This is a genomic window from Actinomadura graeca (assembly GCF_019175365.1).
Classification (GTDB): domain Bacteria; phylum Actinomycetota; class Actinomycetes; order Streptosporangiales; family Streptosporangiaceae; genus Spirillospora; species Spirillospora graeca.
In genome coordinates this window covers 4,479,355-4,496,980 of record NZ_CP059572.1, presented here as the reverse complement: position 1 = coordinate 4,496,980, position 17,626 = coordinate 4,479,355, and the positions used below count along the sequence as shown (strand labels likewise).

Sequence of the window (17,626 nt, the reverse complement as noted above, 5' to 3'; positions counted from 1 at the left end):
ACCGCATAGTCAGGGCGTACACCGAGAGTCGCAAGCGAGGTCTCCCCGATCATCGTGATGGAGACTCCCAGGCCCTCCGCGATGTCTTCGAATAGCCGTTCGAGCGGAGCCCGGAGTTGATCCTCAGGCCCTCCGCCACCCCTCAGCTTGGCGGCAGCAGCCTTGCCGAATCGCGAAACGGCCTCGGCAGCCTTGTCCGACAACGAAGAGAGCGGAGGCTTCGCTGGCATGTGCACCTGTCTATGTGGAGTGATGGAGCCTGGTGGCTGTCTTGTCGGGGTGCGGGATATAGGTGTGCTCCATGCTGACCTTAGGGGGAGTTGAGTGGAACTTCCCTGATGGTGACCGGTTTGGGACTTCGGTGAGCAGAGAAACACTGCGTGCTCGTGAGTCAACCGACCTGATAAGCGTCTATGGTTGGCTTGGCCTTGCCGTGGACGCGTCAGCCGCCGCCGTCGGGGACGCGGCCGGGTTTCTTGACGTCCACGTGTACCAGTTCACCGGGCCGGTCGCGTTCGTAGCGGCGGATGGCCTGGCCGGTGGGGCGGTCGAGCCAGGCCAGCCGGTTCAGGCGGTGGCGGGTCAGCATGCGGTGCACGGTCGAGGGCGCCATGCCCAGGATCGGGCCGATGCGGGCCGGGCCGGGCTTGCGGTCGCGGCGCAGCAAGCACACCTGCTCCTCCAGGTGGGCCGGAGTGCGGTGCGGTGTGCGGCGGGGGCGGCTGGAGCGGTCGTGCAGCCCGGCCTCGCCCTCGGCACGCCACCGGGCCACCCATTTGTGCGCGGTGGCACGCCAGATGCCCATCTCGGCGGCGACATGGGCGATCGGGCGGCCGGACCGGACGCGCTCGACGAGCAGGCGGCGACCGTGGACGGTCAGCCGGGCGTTACGGTGGGACACGAAGACCTCCGTGTGGTGCAGATTCGACACCTCCACCACACCGGAGGTCTTCCTATTGATCAACCACCCTCAGCCGTGTCAACAACGTCCGTGATCAATACAGCTAGGGCGACAATCTCGTCCACTGCTGTGAGCGGGATCATCAGCGCGAGATCCCAGGTCTCGTCGTCTTGCCCGATCAGCACCGTCGCTCGCCCGTTGTCGGCGACCACCCAGAACACCGGCGAGTCTCCGCATGTGCCTACCTGGAGTGATCTCCGCTCATCCCAGCTTGCCGAACGGATCTCGCTCAGGCGGGACAGGTCCGCAAGAGGCGCCCAGACGTGCAGCTCCCATGTTTCAGCTTGCAGCACCACGAGTGGCATCGGATCAGCATCTACATCCAGCGTCACGTCAACCATCCGGGGATGCTCGCATAGAAGGAGAGCCCAGGACAGGTTGTGAGCTTTGCGTCCGCAGGGCTTCTCCGCTCCTTGTTGAGCGTGTGCGGCTGGAAAGTCTTTTGGTCCCTCAGATTCTTCGTGGAGCCAAAGTGTGCTCACGCGCGAATCGGGCTGTCGCGGGGGGTGCGCGTCATGCGCGCAGAGCAGTGCGTGATACTCGAAGGATCACTGTCTGAGCGTTGTTACGGCTCTTTTTGGGAGCTGGGGGAAGCGCGGCGCGACCAGCGGTGATGCCGAGAAGCGCTGTGAGCGCAGCTTGTGAGTAGAGATCGTCCACGTAGACGGCGAGTGTCGCCAGCACTGCGATGCTCGCGGCGGTAAGCCGTCCGGTACGGGTCGCGCCTTGCTGTCTCGCAGCTTGTCGGAAGCAACTTTATGGTGGGACGCGCGACTTTCAGTGCCAGTTCCGGTGACGAGCGGACGGAGGTGGGGCGGAGCGGGCGCGGTGATCGTTTTGGGGCCTCGAAGTCGTCGGGGCTCGGGCCGCCGGTTCGGGGTGGCGCTAGGGTCTTGGGCGTGGGGGACTTGGATGCGCAGGGACGGCCTGAGCCTCCTCTGGCGGGCGACGAGGCCGAGACTCTTCTGGGGTTTCTTGAGTATCAACGGGCGACGTTGGCTTGGAAGTGTTCCGGGCTCGATGCCGCCGGTCTTCGGCAGACGGTCGCCGCGTCGTCGCTGACGTTGGGCGGGATGCTGAAGCACCTGGCGTTCATCGAGGACTGGTGGTGTTCCTGGTGGCTGCATGGCCGGGAATTGCAGGCGGTGTGGACGGCGGCCGATTGGGACGCCGATCTGGACTGGATCTGGCGGTCGGCTGCTGAGGACGGTCCGGAGCGGTTGCGCGAGCTTTGGCAGGAGGGTGTTGCGCGTTCTCGGTCCCTGGTCGCTGAGGCGTTGGCCGACGGGGGGCTGGGAAGGCTCGCCGAGCGCAGCTGGCCGGACGGCAAGACGCCCAGCTTGCGGTGGATTCTGCTCCATCTGGTCGAGGAGTACGCGCGGCACAACGGCCATGCCGACCTGCTTCGGGAGTCGGTGGACGGGCTCACTGGCGAGTGACCGCGGCTGCGCGGATACTGGCTCCGTGCGTCAAGCATTTGCCCACGAGGCGGTCGTCGCCATGGAGATCGGCGAGGACATCCGGGCGCCGGGTGCGGCCATCACGGTCGCCTTGTGCGGTCACTGGGAGCATGAGCCGCCCTGTCCGGTCGCTCCGCATCACACCGACGCGCGGCGTTCCGGTGGCCGGGTGCGGCTTCGGGTGCTGTTCGCCAGCGAGCCCGCGGCTGAAGCCGGCGTTCGTGCCTGCATCGAGCGGGCTCTGTCCGAGTGCAGCCTTCGGGGCCCGGACGGTGTGATCGCGCACTGGCGGTTGCTGGAGGCGCAGGCCAGTGTCGTCCGCGTTGGTGAGGCGGAGCACGCCGCTCGGCTCGTGCAGGGTTGAGAGCGTAGGTACAAATCGGGAATTTAGCGGACGAATTAAGGCAGAAGTATTCATAGGGGTGGACGGGCTGTCATCCCGGTGGTGATGGACTTTGGGCACTGTTCTCCCTAGTGCGGACAAAGGTCCTACTAGTGGCGGTCCACATTCCGGTAAGTAGCCGTTTCGAGCGAATTGAGATGTTGAAGATCCTTATACATGGGAACTTCGGAATTCGTTCGAGGGGCAACGAGTGCTCGGCGGGGCGGCGTCGGCAGGTATGCCACGAGTGTCCTGGTCATCGGCTCGCTTGGGCTTGGTGCACTGTCGGGGTGCAGTGGCGACGACCGTACGGCGGGGCAGCGTGGTGCGACCGAGTCCGGTGGTGGTGGGGCGGATCGGTTCACCGTTTCGGGGACCGGTGATTTCCTCCTGCACAAGGTCGTGACCGAGCAGGCGGCCTCGGACGCGCGCGCCAGAGGAAAGAGCGGATTCGACTTCAATCCCATGCTCTCTCAGCTCAAGCCTGTGATCGGCAAGACGGATCTGGGAGTCTGTCACGTCGAGACGCCATTGGCCCCGCCGTCGGGGCCCTTCAAGGGCTATCCGCTGTTCAGTTCGCCGCCGCAGATCGTGAACACGGTCCGCTGGGTCGGGTACGACACCTGTTCCACGGCGTCCAACCACTCTCTTGACCAGGGAGAGCCGGGCGTGCGCCGGACGATCGACGATCTGGACGACGTGAAGGTCCGGCACACCGGCACGGCACTCAGCGCGGACGACGCCAAGAAGGTCAACATGCTGGACGTGAAGGGGGTGAAGGTCGCCCAGCTGTCCTATACGTATGGGACCAATGGCATTGCGAAGCCGCCTGGGAAGCCCTGGATCGTCAACGACGGCTTGAACGCCGATCGGATCCTCGCCGACGCGGGCCGTGCCAAGGAGGCCGGGGCGGAGGTCGTGATCCTCAGCCTCCACTGGGGGACGGAGTACCAGCAGGCGGCGACGGCCGGGCAGCGGCGGCTGGCGGCGACGCTGCTGCGGTCCCGTAACGTCGATCTGATCCTCGGCTGCCACGCACATGTGGTCCAGCCTTTCGAGCGGATCAACGGGAAGTGGGTCGTGTACGGGATGGGCAATCAGGTCGCCAACCCGACCGCGAACACGCAGGCCACGCATGAGGGAATCGTCGCGCGGGTCGCCTTCAGCCGGGATTCCGGGGGAAAGTGGACGGCGCAGCCCTCGTTCGTCCCGACCCTTGTCACGTCCGGGCCCATCAGAGTCCGCATGCTCGGCAGCAATTCGTCGAACCAGGACACCGTCAAGCGCACGACGAAAGTCGTTCGAAGCCTCGGGTATAACGTCCCGCTTGCCTCGTCCGAGGAGTAGTCCTCTCACCTGTCGAGGAAGGCTTCGGAGTGAGACCGAGGTGCTCGATCACCTTCCTGGAGCAGGGTCAGGTGTTCGGTTCTTTGCTTTTGGTAACGGTGGGTGGTGTGGGCAACCTGGTTCGGCGGGCTTTCGTTCGGCGTTTGCGGGCGGCTGGGGGGTGTGTGGGCAGGGCCAGGACGAACACGGCGCCTCCCTGGGGGCTCGCGGTGACCGAGAGGGTGCCGCCGTGGGTGTCCGCGATCCATCGGGCGATCGTCAGGCCGAGGCCGGTGGAGCCTGATCCGCTCTGGTAGCGGGTGAAGAGGGTGTCGGCGACGTCCGGGTGGATTCCGGGTCCCCGGTCGGCCACGGTGACGCGGCCGTCGGCGACGGTCACCTCGATGCGGGCGGGTTCGCCGGGGGCGTGGCCGTGCCGCCGGGCGTTGTCGATGAGGTTGCCCACGGCCCGCCGCAGCAGGTCCGGGTCGCCGGAGACCACGGTCGGCCGGAGGTCGGTGATCGCTTCCGGGTGGTCGTCCAGGACGCCCTCGACGAGCTGGTCGAGGCGGAGGGGTTGCGGGAGGAACCGCTCGACCCCGGCGGCGAGGCGGGCACGGGTGAGGAGGCCGTCGATGATCCCGCTCATCCGTTCCGCCAGCCGCACGGTGCGGGGGAGCAGTTCCGCCCGCTGGACGGGGTCGGCCTCCGCGGTCTCGGCGAGGACGCGGAGGGCGGCGACCGGGGAGCGCAGGTCGTGCGCCGCGTCGGCCAGGAGCGTTTCCTGCTGTTCCAGGGCCCGGACGACGGGACGCATCGCCGGGCCCGCGAGGGCGTGGCCGGCCAGCCCGGCGAGGGCGAGCAGGGCCGCGCAGCCCAGGACGGTCAAGAGGATCACCCGCCGGTGGGCCGCCTCGACGCCTTCCGTCCCGGCCATGGCGATGACCGCTCCGCCCCAGGTGCCGGTGTCCTCGTTCCAGATCAGCTCCATGGAGATGCGCAGCGGGTCCTCGCCGGGCGGGTGGATCGTCCGCGGCTGCGAGTATTCGGCGTGGTGCCGCATGGCTTGGGCGGCCTCGTCGTTCAGCCGGCGCGCGAGCGTGGCGCGGTCGACGGAGTCGCATTCACGGCGGCTCCAGTGGGCGGGGAACGGCGGGGCCGAGCCCGCGACGACGACGAAGCCCGGGCAGTCGGCGTGCAGGTCGTCGGCCTGGATCTCGTCGAAGGCGATGCGGCCGCGGTCGAAGTAGGCGAGCCGGGTCTCGGCCGCGCTGACGCGGCGCAGCCCGTCGTCGAGGCGCCGGTGGCGGGACGCGTCGTCCGACCAGACGATCGTGACCGCGAGGACCGCCAGGGCCGGGACGAACATGGTCGTGAAGAGCAGGGTGAGGCGCCATCGCAGGCGGCGCAGGCGGGCGCCGGCGGTGCTCACGTCAGCCGGTACCCGGCGCCGCGGACCGTCACGATCGGCTGCGGGTCGCCTAGCTTGCGCCGCAGGTTGGCGATCACCACGTCGACGACGTTGGACAGGGGCTCGGCCATCGCGTCCCAGCAGTGCTCGATGAGGACGCCGCGCCCGACGACGCCGCCCTCGCGGATCATCAGCTGTTCCAGGACGGCGAACTCCTTGCCCGTCAGCGTCAGCAGCACGCCCGCGCGGCGGGCCTGGCGGCGGGCGGTGTCCAGCTCGATGTCGGCGTGGCGCAGGACGGGTGGCCGGGTGACCTGCCCGCGACGGCACAGGTTCCGGACGCGGGCGATGAGCTCGGCCGTCGCGAACGGTTTGACCAGGTAGTCGTCCCCGCCGTGCTCGAAGCCGGCGACACGGTCGGCGGTGGAGTCGCGCGCGGTCAGGAACAGGACCGCCGGGGTCCATCCGGCGTCGCGGCGCTCCCGGACGTAGTCCAGCGCGTCACCGGCGGGAAGGATCCGGTCGAAGACGACACAGTCGTACTCGTTGACCGTCAGGGACTCGTCGGCCTCCGGCAGATCGGCGGCGGTGTCCACGGCGAGGCCCGCCGAACGGAGCGCGCCGGCCACGCCGTAGCGGAGGTCCTCGTCGTCCTCCACGATGAGCACACGCATCGCGGTAACCTATTCGCGCCGGTCGGCGGGCGGCAACCGCCCGCTTCATCGAACCCTCATGTGGCCTCTCCTATCGTCCGCCGCATGGACGGTCACAGTTTGAGGACGGCCGCCGTGGCGTCGCTCCTCGCCATCGGCATCGCGGCCGCGGGAGCGGCGGTGGGCGCGAACTTCTCGGAGCCCGGAAGGTCCCGTGCGGCGGGTTGCGCGCGGGCCGGGACGGGTTTCTACGAGGACAACCCGATCTACCGCGACCCGGTTCCGGTCGCGTGGCCCGGCGCCAGGCCGGAGGAGGTGGGGCTGGACTCCGCGCGGCTGAAGCGGGGCGCCGACGAGGTCGCGCGGGAGCACTCCGCGCTGAGCCTGCTGATCGTGCGCCGGGGCGAACTGGTCATGGAGCGGTATTTCCATGGCGCCGGGCCCCAGAGCTCGGCCAACGTGCACTCGGCGTCGAAGAGCATCCTGCGGATCCTGCTGGGCATCGCCATCGACGCCGGGTACCGGGTGGGCGGACGTCCGCTGACGCTCGGCACCCGCGTCGCCGATGTGCTGCCGGAGTACTTCGCCCATGCCGAGCCGGTCAAGCGGGAAATCACGTTGCGTCACCTGGTCGAGATGTCCGTGGGCATGGAATGGCGGGAGGACGAGACCGAAGAGCGGATCCAGACCCGGGACGATTGGACGGCCGCCATTCTCGGCCGGAAGATGGCGGCGCGGCGGCCGGGGGAGAAGTTCCTCTACAGCACGGGGTCGACGCACTTGCTGGCGGTCGTGCTCACCAAGGTCACCGGTCAGAGCCTGTGGGATTTCGCCCGCGAGCGCCTTTTCGGGCCGCTGGGAATCGCCCCCGAGCATTGGGGACGGGACCCGCAAGGGATCTGCTCCGGCGGGTACAACCTGTACCTCACCCCGCGCGAGCTGGCGCGTTTCGGTGAGCTGCTGCTGCGCGGCGGGATGTGGAACGGGCGGCGGATCGTCTCGGCGTCGACGATCGCGGACGCGCGGCGGAAGACCTGGTGGGACCCGGGCGAGGACAACTGGTACGGGCAGCTGTTCCGCGTCGACACGATCAAGGGCGTGGACGTGTTCTTCGCGGAGGGGCACGGCGGCCAGTTCGTCTACCTGCTGCCCGGCAAGGACATCGCGCTCGTGATGACGGCCGCCACGGCGAGCCCGTTCGGGGACGACTACTACGACGCGGGGATCTACGTCGAGAAGTACCTCATCCCCGCGATCGTCAAAGCGTCGGCCTAGCGCCCTATGCCGAACGCGCCGCCTTGGATGAGGATGAGCAGCCCGATTCCGACCAGGACCGTCGGCAGCAGGACATGGCCCCAGCGGCTGAGGGTCCGGGCGATGACCGGGCGGGTGGCGAGGTGGTGTCCCACCGCGCACCAGACACCCACCAGAAGCAGGAAGACCAGGGCGTACACGCTCATCCTGCCCGTGCCGGATGTGGCGAAGACGGGAACGTAGACGCCGATGTTGTCGCCGCCGTTGGCGAAGGTCACCGCGGCGACCTCCAGCGCCTTGGGGCCTTCCCGCACCGGTTCGTCATTGTTCTCGTCGCTGGTGTCACGACGGTCTTTCCACGCCTGCCAGCCCGCTTTCAGGCCCAGGGCGAGAGGGAGCAGCCCCAGATAGGGAATGGCGGATTCCGGCAGGAACGTGGCCCCGAACGCGGCGGCGGACGCCACGGCCAGAATGGCGGCGAATCCGAGGTACTGCCCGAGGGTGATGCGCGCCGCGGAGCCCCGATGTCCGGAGCCCTGGGCGAAGAACAGCGCCAGGATCAGGATGTCGTCGATGTTGGTGACGGCGAACAGCCCGGCCGCCTGGCCGATGATGCCGAAATCCACAGGCGGCCCGTTTCCTCTCGTGACGTGGGTTCAGCGAGGCTACACGGAGGCGACACGCCTGGGGGCAGGCTAGGCGGACACCGTCTGCGGGCAGGCTAGGCGGAAACCGCCTGCGGGGGCGGTCAGGCCGGGAGCGTTATCCGGACGGTCGTGCCCTTGCCCGGGGCAGACAGGAGCTGGGCGCGGCCCCCATGGGCGGCGGCGATGGCGGCGACGATGGGGAGGCCGAGGCCGGCGCCGGTGGTGCCCGGCTCGGCGCGGTGGAAGCGTTCGAAGGCGCGAGCGGCGTCGTCCGCGGACATGCCCGGGCCCTCGTCGGTGACCTCGATGACCCCGGGGGCCAGGCGGACGGTCGCCGGGGTCCCGGGGGGTGTGTGGGCGCGGACGTTGGCCAGGAGGTTCGCGAGGATTTGGCGTATGCGTGCCTCGTCCACGGTCGCGATGAGGGTGTCCGGGGCGTCGAGTGTCACGGGATGGCCGGAGGACGCGGCCGTCGCGTCGGCGACCGCGTCCCGGCCCAGCGCGGTGAGGTCGGTGGGGACGGGGTGGAGCGCGGCGCCGCGGTCCAGGCGCGCGAGCTCCAGGAGGTCGCCGACCAGGTTGTTCATCCGCTGCGCCTCGTCCTCGATCCGGCGCATCGCGCCGGGCAGCTCGTCCGGGCCGAGGGCGCCGTGCCGGTAGAGCTCGGCGTATCCGAGGATCGTGGTCAGCGGTGTGCGCAGCTCGTGGGAGGCGTCGGCGGCGAACTCGCGGACGCGTGACTCGGACCGGCTGCGCGCCCAGAACGCCTGCTCGATCCGGTCGAGCATCACGTTGATGGCCGTGGCGAGGCGGGCCGTCTCGGTGCGCCCGCCGGTGCCGGGCATGCGGGCGCCGAGGTCGCCGCCCACCGTGATGGCGTGGGCGGTGGCGGCCATCCGGTCCAGGGGGAGGAGGCCGCGGCGGATCAGCCCGCGTCCGAGGAGGGCGAGGAACGCCAGCAGCGCCGCGGCGGTGGCCAGCTCGGTGAGCACGAGGTTGCGGACGGCCGAGCGGATCTCGCCCAGCGGCGCGGCCACGATGACGGTGCCGTCCCGCCAGGGGCGCGCGACGGCGCGGAGCCCGGGAAGGGAGAACGGGGCGAGGTCGCTCGCGCGGGCCGCGAGGGTGGCCTGGTCGACCTTCCGCAGTTCGGTGACGGCCCGCTGCGGGGACGGCACGTCGCCGCTGAGCACCCGCACCTCCCCCGCGGACGAGATCGCCAGCACGACGAACTGGGCGGGTGCCACGCCGTGCCCGGGCAGGCCGGGACGGGCGATGCGCACCACCGCGCGGTCGCGGGTGGCCTCAAGCTGCCCGTCCACGCGGTGCATCAGGTAGCCGTTCAGGACGAGCGCGCTCACCAGGCCCATGATCGCCAAACCGGTGAGCGTGACGGCCAGCAGCCCGGTCAGCAGGCGCGCGTTGAGCGTCATGGCCGCAGCGCGTAACCCACACCGCGCTGGGTGTGGATGAGCGGGGTGCCGAGCGGGTCGAGCTTGCGGCGCAGGTAGCTGATGTAGGTCTCGACGACCTGCGCGTTGCCGTGGTGCTCCCAGCCCCACACGCCCTCAAGGAGCTGGGAGCGCGACAGGACCTTTCCTGCGTTGCGCATGAGGTGGGCCAGGAGCCTGAACTCGGTGGGCGACAGGTCGACGCCCACGCCGCCGCGCCGGACCGTCCAGTGCGCCTCGTCGAGTTCGAGGTCGCCGACGCGGAGCACCGCGTCGTCCGGGGACGCGGTGCCCGGCGCGGCGCTTCGCCGCAGGACGGCCCGGACCCGCGCGACCAGCGCCTCGATCGAGAACGGTTTGGTGACATAGTCGTCGCCGCCGAGTGTGAGGCCCGTGACGGTGTCGGACGGGGTGTCCCGGGCCGTCAGGAAGATCACCGGGACCTGGTCGCCGCCGGCGCGGAGGCGCCGGCAGACCTCGAAACCGTCCAGGTCGGGCAGCATCACGTCCAGCAGGACGAGGTCGGGGCGGGTCTCGGCCGTCTCGCGCAGCGCCTCCTCGCCGGTGGCCGCGGTGACGGTCGCGAAGCCGTGGAAGCGCAGCGCGACCTCGATGAGGTCACGGATGTTCGCCTCGTCGTCCACGACGAGCACCCGCCGGCTCTCGCTCATTCGCAGGTCGTCCTCGTGTCACCGGCCATGGTCGCATCGACGGTACCGCCCCCGGGCGGCCGTGGCCCCTGCTGGGAGAGGCGCGGCCGGCACGGGCCGTCCGGCCGCGGGCCGGTGGTCAGTCCTTGTCCGGCGCGCGGACGATCTTGGCGGTGCGGGTGTCGCCGGAGCGCTCCCCGAAGACGAGGACCTCGTCACCGTTCTTCAGGTCGGAGACCTTGGCCTGGTCGCCCTTCTTGCGGACGCGGGTGTTCGCGTCGGTGGTCCACGTCCAGGACGCGCCGTCCTCGCTGCGGACGGTCAGCGCGGCGCCGGAGAGCCCGGTGACCTTCCCGCGCTGCCAGGTGTTGAGGCCGAAGCCGTCCTTCCGGCGGACGGTCGCCTCGCCGTGGATGCCGAGCCCCCCGCGCCCGCGGCGGCCCTCGTGGGCCCAGGGGCGCTTCATGCCGTGGTCGGGATGCGGCTTGCCGGTGGCGGACGGGCTGGCGGACGGGCTCGGGGCCGGGTCGTCCGCGGCCGCCGGCACGGCCAGGTACAGGCCGAGCCCGAGCAGCCCGGCCGCGCCTATCCCGGCCGCGAGGGTCTTCTTGTTCTTCTGCATGGCGTTCATGTAACCGGCGCCGCCTGATAGGTGCCCCCACAGAATCCTGAGAGAACCCTGGGAATCGGCCATCGGTTCACTCCGCGCACCCCGGCCACGGGAGATGTGATGTGGGTCTCACACTGGAGCTCTGGGTCCTGCCGCTCGCCGCGAGAACGGGCCTCTGGGACGGGGCGTGGGCGGTCGGCATCGTCGACCGCGCCTCCTGACCGGGGCCGGTCAGTCGGTCGCGGCGAGGGTCTCCAGGACCTGGTCGCCGTACTTGGCCAGCTTGTTCTCGCCGACGCCGCTCACCTTGCCCAGCTCGGCCAGGGACGAGGGGAGGGCGGTCGCGATCTCGCGCAGGGTCGCGTCATGGAAGATCACGTACGCGGGGACGCCCTGCTCCCTCGCGGTGGCGGCGCGCCAGGCGCGCAGCCGCTCGAAGACGGGCATCGCCTCGGGCGCCAGCTCCACGGGGGCCTTGCGGTCCTTGGGGGTCTTCGCGGTCTTGGCCGCCTTCGCGGTGGGACGGTCGGGTTCGCGGCGCATCATGACCGTGCGCCGGCCGCGCAGGACGTCGCCGCTGGCGTCGGTCTGGAGCAGCGTCCCATGGTCGCTCTCGACGGTGACCAGGCCCTGCGCCAGCAGCTGCCGGACGACGGCGCGCCACTCGGCCTCGCGGAGCTCGGTGCCGACGCCGAAGGGCTTCAGGGAGTCGTGGTCGAACTGGATGACCTTGGCGCTCTTCTTGCCGAGGAGGATGTCGATGATGTGCCCGGCGCCGAACTTCTGGCGGCGTTCGCGGTCGAGCCGGACGATCACCGACAGCACCTTCTGGGCGGCGACCGTCGCGTCCCAGGTCTCGGGCGGGGACAGGCAGGTGTCGCAGTTGCCGCACGGCTCGCCGGACTGGCCGAAGTAGTCGAGCAGCTGGACGCGGCGGCAGCCGACGGTCTCGCACAGCGCGAGCATGGAGTCGAGGTGGACGGCCTGCCGGCGGCGGTGCGCGGCGTCGCCCTCGCCGGAGTCGATCATCTTGCGGAGGTTGACGACGTCCTGGAGGCCGTAGGCGAGCCAGGCGGTGGACGGGAGGCCGTCGCGTCCGGCGCGTCCCGTCTCCTGGTAGTAGCCCTCGACGGACTTGGGCAGGTCGAGGTGGGCGACGAACCGGACGTCGGGTTTGTCGATGCCCATGCCGAACGCGATGGTCGCGACGATGACGAGCCCGTCCTCGCGGAGGAAGCGGGACTGGTTGGCCGCGCGGGTGCCCGCGTCGAGGCCGGCGTGGTAGGGCAGCGCCTCGATGCCGTTCTGGGTGAGGAACCCGGCGTGCTTCTCCACCGAGTTGCGGGACAGGCAGTACACGATGCCCGCGTCGCCCGCGTGCTCGTTCTGCAGCAGGCGGAGGAGCTGGCGCTTGGCGTCGGTCTTCGGCTCGATGCGGTACTGGATGTTGGGGCGGTCGAAGCTCGCGACGTACTGCTTCGCCCCCTCCAGGTTGAGCCGGGAGGCGATCTCCGCGCGGGTCGCCTCGGTGGCGGTGGCGGTGAGGGCGATCCGCGGGACGTCCGGCCAGCGCTCGTGCAGGCCCGACAGCGTCAGGTAGTCGGGGCGGAAGTCGTGGCCCCACTGGGAGACGCAGTGGGCCTCGTCGATCGCGAACAGCGCGATCGTCCCGCGGTCGAGGAGCTCCACCGTGGAGGAGAGCCGCAGCCGCTCGGGCGCCAGGTAGAGCAGGTCGAGCTCGCCCGCGGCGTACTGGGCCTCGACGACGCGGCGCTCGTCGAAGTCCTGGGCGGAGTTGAGGAACCCGGCCTGGACGCCGAGCGCGCGGAGCGCGTCGACCTGGTCCTGCATGAGGGCGATGAGGGGCGAGATGACGATCCCGGTGCCCTTCCGGACCTGCGCGGGGATCTGGTAGCACAGCGACTTCCCGCCGCCGGTCGGCATCAGGACGAGGGCGTCGCCGCCGTCCACCACATGCTCGATGATCTCCTGCTGGCCGTCCCGGAAGGTGTCGTACCCGAACACGCGCCGGAGCGTCTCCAGCGCCTCGCTCACCTCGGTGCCGCTGTCGGGGGAAGCCATCGCCCCATCCTAGGAGCCGTCACCGACACCGCACGCGCGAACGCTCAGGACGGGCCGAGCCCCTCGATCAGCTCCTGCGTGATCTCGTCCAGGCCGCCCGCGACGTGGACGGCGAGGGCCAGCGCGTCCGGCGCGGGCGGGTGGGAGGGGCGGGGGACGGCGATGACGCGCATCCGCGCGGCGTGCGCCGACCGCAGCCCGTTGGCGGAGTCCTCGATGGCGACGCAGCCGGGGGCGGGGACCTCCAGCTGGGCGGCGACGGCGAGGTAGCCGTCCGGCGCGGGCTTGCCGCTGTCGACCTCCTCGGTGGACACGGTCGCGCGGAACAGCCCGTCCACGCCGAGCGTGCCCAGGACGAGGTCGATCAGCGCGCGCGGGGACGAGCTGGCGAGGCCCAGCGGACGGTAGCGGGCCATGCGGCGGACGGCGTCCTCGGCGCCCGGGAGCACCGGCGGCCCGCCCGCGTAGCGCTGGGACATCTGGTCGATGACCTCGTAGGCGACCTCGTCGGCGGTGACGCCGGCGACCAGGTCGGTGGCGATGTGGTCGGCCCACTCGGCGGTGCTCATGCCCATGAGCCGCTCCTGGGTGCCGGGCGGCCACTCCCCGCCGTGGTCGGCGACGTAGCCGCGCCGGACCTCCTCCCACACCGGCTCGGAGTCGATCAGCACGCCGTCCAGGTCGAAGACGATGGCCTGCGCGGACATGGATCCTCCTGCGGTCTGGGCGCTGCTTCCGGCGGTGATCCCACCCGTGGTCACCGCCCCCTGGCCGTCCAGGCGATCACTACCCGGCGCCGTCCGGAGGGAACCACGCGCCTGCGGAGCGAGCGAATGTGCACTGACCCGTACTGATCCGTATAAAACCGGCGAATGGGACATCGATCGGCGGCCTTCTGGCAAGGTGGAGGGCCTCCGTCCCCCCTCCGGAGTCCCGCAGAGGAGAACTACCCATGGTGTTCCTCGGTTTCCTGCTGGTAGCGGCCGCCGTCGTCGTCACGGTCGGCGTCGTCGTCGACAACACCGGTCCCACGCAGCTCAACCTCTTCGGCGAGACGGCACCCGGCGTGGCAAGCCAATGGCAGGTCTTCCTGGCCGGCGGTGCCGTGGCCCTCGTCTTCATCGCCGGGGCGATGCTCACCTTCATCGGCGCCGGACGGATGATGCGCGCCCGCCGCGATCTGCGCTACCTGCGGGAGGAGCACGAGGAGTCGCTCTCCACCCTGGAGATGGAGAAGCGCCGTCTCCAGCGCGAACTGGCCCGCGTCCGGCAGGCCGGAGCCCCCGGAGCCCCCGGGTCCGCCGGTTCACCGCAGGCCGAGGCCGTGTCGCAGATCTCGGACGCCGCGTCCGCCGCCGCGCGCAGGCAGCCGGCCTCCGCCGGACGCTCCCCGGCCGGGCCGCGGAACCCCGCCCTGTCCCCCTTCTTCGACCGCAAGGACTGACCGGCGCCCTCGGCGGGACGGACGGGGGCCGTCTCATCGCGGATCCGTCTCCTAGCGGCTCCGTCTCGGCCGACCCGTCTCGGCCGACCCGTCTCGTACCGGATGATGAGTGCGGCCGCCGCCGAAATCGCCGCGTAGAGGGATGGCGCGTGCCATCCGGGCCAGCATGCTCGTGGTGTGCGGATTCTTCTCAAGGTGGGCATCACCGCGGTCGCCCTGTGGGCCGCCACCGCGCTGATCCACGGCATCACGGTCAGCGGCGACACCGCCGGCCGGCGCGCCCTGACCCTGCTCGGCGTCGCGGTCATCTTCGGCCTGGTCAACGCCATCATCAAACCGATCGTGAAGACGCTCGGCTGCGCCTTCTACGTCCTCACGCTCGGCCTGATCGGGCTGGTGGTGAACGCGCTGCTGCTCTGGCTGACCAGCGAGGTCGCCGAGCGCATGGAGCTGCCGTTCCACGTCGCCGGGTTCTGGGCGGCGTTCTGGGGCGCGATCGTCGTGGGCGTGGTCGGCTGGCTGCTCCACCTCGTCCTCGGCGACGACGACTAGTCAGCCCCGGCCGGTGACGAGGGCGGGGGCCACCGTGACGGCGCGGGTGAACGGGCTGAGCGCGAGGCGCTCCGCGATGTCCCCGGCCGCGACGTCCCCGGCCACGGCCTCCGCGCCGTCCTCGGGAGTGTGCTCCGGCGTGGTGTCCTCCAGGAACGCGGTGTATTCGGGGTAGGCCGTCGGCCGGGCGCCGAGGGAGCCGACGAGGATCCAGCGGCGGGCCCGGACGGCGCCGATGAGGAACTCCGCGTCCGTCACCGCCCCGGCGTCCGCGACGATCAGGGCGTCGAACTCCTCGTCGGCGAGGGCCAGGCCGGCGCCCAGCGGGGTGCCGACGACCAGGCCGGCGGTGCGGGCGGGCGACCCGTCCGCGCGGTCGGCCGCCCCTCCCGCCGCGCCGCCGCCCTCCAGGTACCCGGTGAGCTGCTCGATGCGCGCCATCGCCTGCCGCTGGTGCGTGGCGATCAGGCCGGGCTCCTCCACGGGGTCGGAGCCGCAGATCTCCCGGACGTTCTCCCGCGAGCGTGCCTCCGCCTCCGTGGCCGTCTGCAGTTCCACCGTGCGGGCGGCCAGGTCCGCCTCGGCCTCCGCCGTGCGCCGCTCCAGCGCGGCGCGGGCCTCCTCGGCGCGGGCGGCGGCGGCCTCGGCGTCGGCCCTGGCGCGGACGGCGGTGGCGAGGGCCGCCTCCCGGGCCGCGCGCGCCGACTCCAGCCGCTCCTCGATCACCCGAGCGGCCTGCTGCGCAGCCCGCGCCGCCAGGCCGGCCTGCGTGGCCCGGTCGACGGCCTCGGCGGCGAGCCTCGCCTGTTCCCGGTGGTCGGCGGTCGCGGTCTCCCGCTCTGTGGCGAGCCAGGTCAGCTCTGTCCCGAGGCGCTCCTGGGCCTCCTTGGCGGTCGCCAGCCGCGTCCCGCCGTCGGACACGAACGCGGCGATCTCCTGCCGGCGGGCCTCGGCCCGCTCCGCCGCGTCCTTGGCCTCCTTCGCCCGCCGGGCCGCCTCGTCGGCCTCGCGGGTCCTGGCCTTGACCTCGGCGCGCAGGCCGCTCAGCCCGGACGGCGGCGACGCCACGTGCAGGCGCTGGCCGAGCGACATCTTCCGCCGCATCGCCGACAGCGCCGACTCCGCCGAGACCAGCCGGTAGTAGGCCGCGTGCCCCTCCGCGGCGGCGTCGGCGTCGGCCGCGGTGAGACGATTCGCCTCCTCGGCCGCCCTGGGCAGCTCCTCCCGGGCCCGCGCCAGCTCGTCGGTCAGCGACGCCTCCAGCTCCCGCGCGGCGCGCAGCTCCGACTGCGCCGTGATCGCGCGCTGGTCGAGCTGGGCGCAGCGCGCGTGGGCGGCGTCGGCGACGCGGGTCCGCTCACCCGCCTCGGCCGCCGTCGCGTCCGCGACCTCCTGGAGCCGCCCGGCCTCCGCCTTCGGCCCCGCGAGTTCGGCCTCCGCCTCGTCCTGGACGGCGACGAGCCGCTCCGCCTCGGCCTCGGCGTCGACGGCGGCCTTCGCGGCGGCGGCGGACAGCTCCCGCGCGGCCTCGATGTCCGCGGCGAGCGCGGCCAGCCCGGCCTCCAGCTCCTCGCGGCGCCGCAGGTCGTCCGCCTGGGCGGCCTCCAGCGCCGCGGCGTCCCGGGGCCACTGCTCCAGCCACATCAGCCCGCGCTGGAGCAGGCGCGCCTCCGCCGACCACGACTGCCGCCACGACTCCCCGACCGCTCTGACGGCGGCCTCCCGCACCCATGTCTCCGGAGCCGAGTCCTCCGCCGGGCGCAGGGGCTCCGGGCTTCCGGGAAGCGTCGGGCCGCCAGGCGCTGGCCCGCGCGGCTCGGTCTCGTCGGGACGCGTGTCGTCAGGGGGCACGGCGTGCGGGGCCGCGAGGGGCTCGGCGAACGGAATTTCGGACGGGTCAGTGATGGGACGGAACTCGACGGTGCCGTTGGAGCCGAAGTCGCCTCGCGGAGCGGGCTCGACCGGCTCGACCGGCTCGGCGGGCCCGTTCTGCCCTGCTTCCACCAAAGGGTCAGCAAGCGGCGGCGAGGGCGCCTCCGGGCGGGTCTCGATCAGAAGGGGGAAGATGTCCGGGTCGTCCGCCAGGCCGTGGAGCAGTTCCTCGGCCTTCCGCTGTGTCGGCGCCAGGAGGAGGGTCCGCTCGCTCGTGGCCAGCAGTGCGCGGACGGTCTCGCGGACCGCCGCGGCCTCGTCCTCCTCCACCTCCACGAGCCGCGCCTGCCCCGTCGCGGAGGTGAGCGACCCGGGGGCGACGAGCAGGCGGGCCAGCGTCTCCCAGTCGCCTGCGACGCGCTGCGCCCGGAACGCGCGCAACGCGGCGATATGCGGAGCCCACCCGGCCGGAGGGACGTCCTCCGGCGTCTCCCGCAGCCGGGTGTCGAGGCGCTCGTAGGTCCCGGTCAGCGGCCCGTAGACGGCCTCGACCAGGTCGGGGCCGCCCCAGCCGCCCTCCGCGCCGGCGACGCCGAGCGGCGGTGTCGGCGCCCCCGCGGCCTCGTCGATCGGCATGGTGGTCATGGCCGCGCGGACGTCCAGGTCCGGGGCGTCCGGCGCGGGCGCCTCCGGGTCCGCCGCGCGGGCGGACCCGTCCTCGTTCGGCCCGTGGGGCCCTGCTGACTGCTTCACCGACGCCATCCCGTCCAGATCGACACCGGGGCCCTATTTCTCCCCTTCTTCTCGGGACTAACGTCTCACAGGTCAGGACGCCCCGGTGCACCGCCCGGCCGCATGATGATCTTCGTCC

The 17,626-nt window shown here is 71.5% G+C and carries 16 protein-coding genes and 1 pseudogene; 6 read left to right on the top strand and 11 right to left on the bottom strand.

What is annotated here, in order from left to right; genetic code table 11:
• Window positions 1-445 precede the first annotated feature (445 nt).
• Window positions 446-901 (bottom strand): annotated as a pseudogene (locus AGRA3207_RS19820) (leucine zipper domain-containing protein); the annotation flags it as partial.
• 59 nt (window positions 902-960) lie between these two features.
• On the bottom strand, window positions 961-1,302 hold the full coding sequence (locus AGRA3207_RS19815) for a hypothetical protein (protein ID WP_231328539.1): 342 nt from the start codon (window positions 1,300-1,302) through the stop codon (window positions 961-963).
• A 558-nt stretch (window positions 1,303-1,860) separates the two neighbouring features.
• Between AGRA3207_RS19815 and AGRA3207_RS19810 the strand changes: the two genes are divergently transcribed.
• The 3 genes from AGRA3207_RS19810 (at window position 1,861) to AGRA3207_RS19800 (ending at window position 4,150) form a co-directional block, all read left to right on the top strand.
• The gene (locus tag AGRA3207_RS19810) at window positions 1,861-2,400 is read left to right on the top strand and encodes a DinB family protein (RefSeq protein ID WP_231328538.1); all 540 of its coding nucleotides are present in this window, start codon (window positions 1,861-1,863) and stop codon (window positions 2,398-2,400) included.
• Window positions 2,401-2,461: 61 nt separating this feature from the next.
• Window positions 2,462-2,785, top strand: coding sequence for a hypothetical protein (locus AGRA3207_RS19805; RefSeq protein ID WP_231328537.1), 324 nt, complete (start codon window positions 2,462-2,464; stop codon window positions 2,783-2,785).
• A gap of 420 nt (window positions 2,786-3,205) precedes the next feature.
• Window positions 3,206-4,150: a CapA family protein gene (locus AGRA3207_RS19800; protein WP_231328536.1), complete on the top strand. Its 945-nt coding sequence runs from the start codon at window positions 3,206-3,208 to the stop codon at window positions 4,148-4,150.
• Window positions 4,151-4,217: 67 nt separating this feature from the next.
• On the opposite strand, the gene AGRA3207_RS19795 is transcribed toward AGRA3207_RS19800, so the two are convergent.
• Complete coding sequence (locus AGRA3207_RS19795) at window positions 4,218-5,561, bottom strand: sensor histidine kinase (RefSeq protein ID WP_231328535.1); 1,344 nt, start codon at window positions 5,559-5,561, stop codon at window positions 4,218-4,220.
• A complete protein-coding gene (locus AGRA3207_RS19790; RefSeq protein WP_231328534.1) occupies window positions 5,558-6,214 on the bottom strand; it encodes a winged helix-turn-helix domain-containing protein in 657 nt (218 codons plus the stop codon). The genes AGRA3207_RS19795 and AGRA3207_RS19790 overlap by 4 nt, the downstream gene beginning before the upstream one ends.
• 84 nt (window positions 6,215-6,298) lie before the next feature.
• Here AGRA3207_RS19790 and AGRA3207_RS19785 point away from each other — a divergent pair, with 84 nt between their 5' ends.
• On the top strand, window positions 6,299-7,468 hold the full coding sequence (locus tag AGRA3207_RS19785; RefSeq protein WP_231328533.1) for a serine hydrolase domain-containing protein: 1,170 nt from the start codon (window positions 6,299-6,301) through the stop codon (window positions 7,466-7,468).
• Here the strand turns inward: AGRA3207_RS19785 and AGRA3207_RS19780 are convergent.
• From AGRA3207_RS19780 to AGRA3207_RS19755, 6 genes are all read right to left on the bottom strand, one after another.
• Complete coding sequence (locus AGRA3207_RS19780) at window positions 7,465-8,073, bottom strand: cadmium resistance transporter (protein ID WP_231328532.1); 609 nt, start codon at window positions 8,071-8,073, stop codon at window positions 7,465-7,467. The two genes, AGRA3207_RS19785 and AGRA3207_RS19780, sit on opposite strands and share 4 nt — an antisense overlap.
• A gap of 122 nt (window positions 8,074-8,195) precedes the next feature.
• Window positions 8,196-9,527 (bottom strand): sensor histidine kinase, encoded by a 1,332-nt coding sequence (locus AGRA3207_RS19775; protein ID WP_231328531.1) that lies wholly within the window; start codon window positions 9,525-9,527, stop codon window positions 8,196-8,198.
• Window positions 9,524-10,216, bottom strand: coding sequence for a response regulator transcription factor (locus AGRA3207_RS19770; RefSeq protein WP_231328530.1), 693 nt, complete (start codon window positions 10,214-10,216; stop codon window positions 9,524-9,526). The genes AGRA3207_RS19775 and AGRA3207_RS19770 overlap by 4 nt, the downstream gene beginning before the upstream one ends.
• A 118-nt stretch (window positions 10,217-10,334) precedes the next feature.
• A complete protein-coding gene (locus AGRA3207_RS19765; protein WP_231328529.1) occupies window positions 10,335-10,817 on the bottom strand; it encodes a DUF5666 domain-containing protein in 483 nt (160 codons plus the stop codon).
• 219 nt (window positions 10,818-11,036) lie between these two features.
• Complete coding sequence (gene recQ / locus AGRA3207_RS19760; protein WP_231328528.1) at window positions 11,037-12,887, bottom strand: DNA helicase RecQ; 1,851 nt, start codon at window positions 12,885-12,887, stop codon at window positions 11,037-11,039.
• Window positions 12,888-12,931: 44 nt separating this feature from the next.
• On the bottom strand, window positions 12,932-13,594 hold the full coding sequence (locus AGRA3207_RS19755; RefSeq protein ID WP_231328527.1) for an HAD family hydrolase: 663 nt from the start codon (window positions 13,592-13,594) through the stop codon (window positions 12,932-12,934).
• A 245-nt stretch (window positions 13,595-13,839) separates the two neighbouring features.
• On the opposite strand from AGRA3207_RS19755, the gene AGRA3207_RS19750 reads away from it, so the two are divergent.
• Both AGRA3207_RS19750 and AGRA3207_RS19745 read left to right on the top strand, forming a co-directional pair.
• Window positions 13,840-14,331, top strand: a complete 492-nt coding sequence (locus AGRA3207_RS19750) for a hypothetical protein (RefSeq protein WP_231328526.1) — start codon at window positions 13,840-13,842, stop codon at window positions 14,329-14,331.
• Between the two features lie 177 nt (window positions 14,332-14,508).
• Complete coding sequence (locus AGRA3207_RS19745; protein WP_231328525.1) at window positions 14,509-14,883, top strand: phage holin family protein; 375 nt, start codon at window positions 14,509-14,511, stop codon at window positions 14,881-14,883.
• Here the strand turns inward: AGRA3207_RS19745 and AGRA3207_RS19740 are convergent, their stop codons facing one another.
• Window positions 14,884-17,508 (bottom strand): hypothetical protein, encoded by a 2,625-nt coding sequence (locus tag AGRA3207_RS19740; protein ID WP_231328524.1) that lies wholly within the window; start codon window positions 17,506-17,508, stop codon window positions 14,884-14,886. It lies immediately after the preceding gene.
• Between the last annotated feature and the right edge of the window lie 118 nt (window positions 17,509-17,626).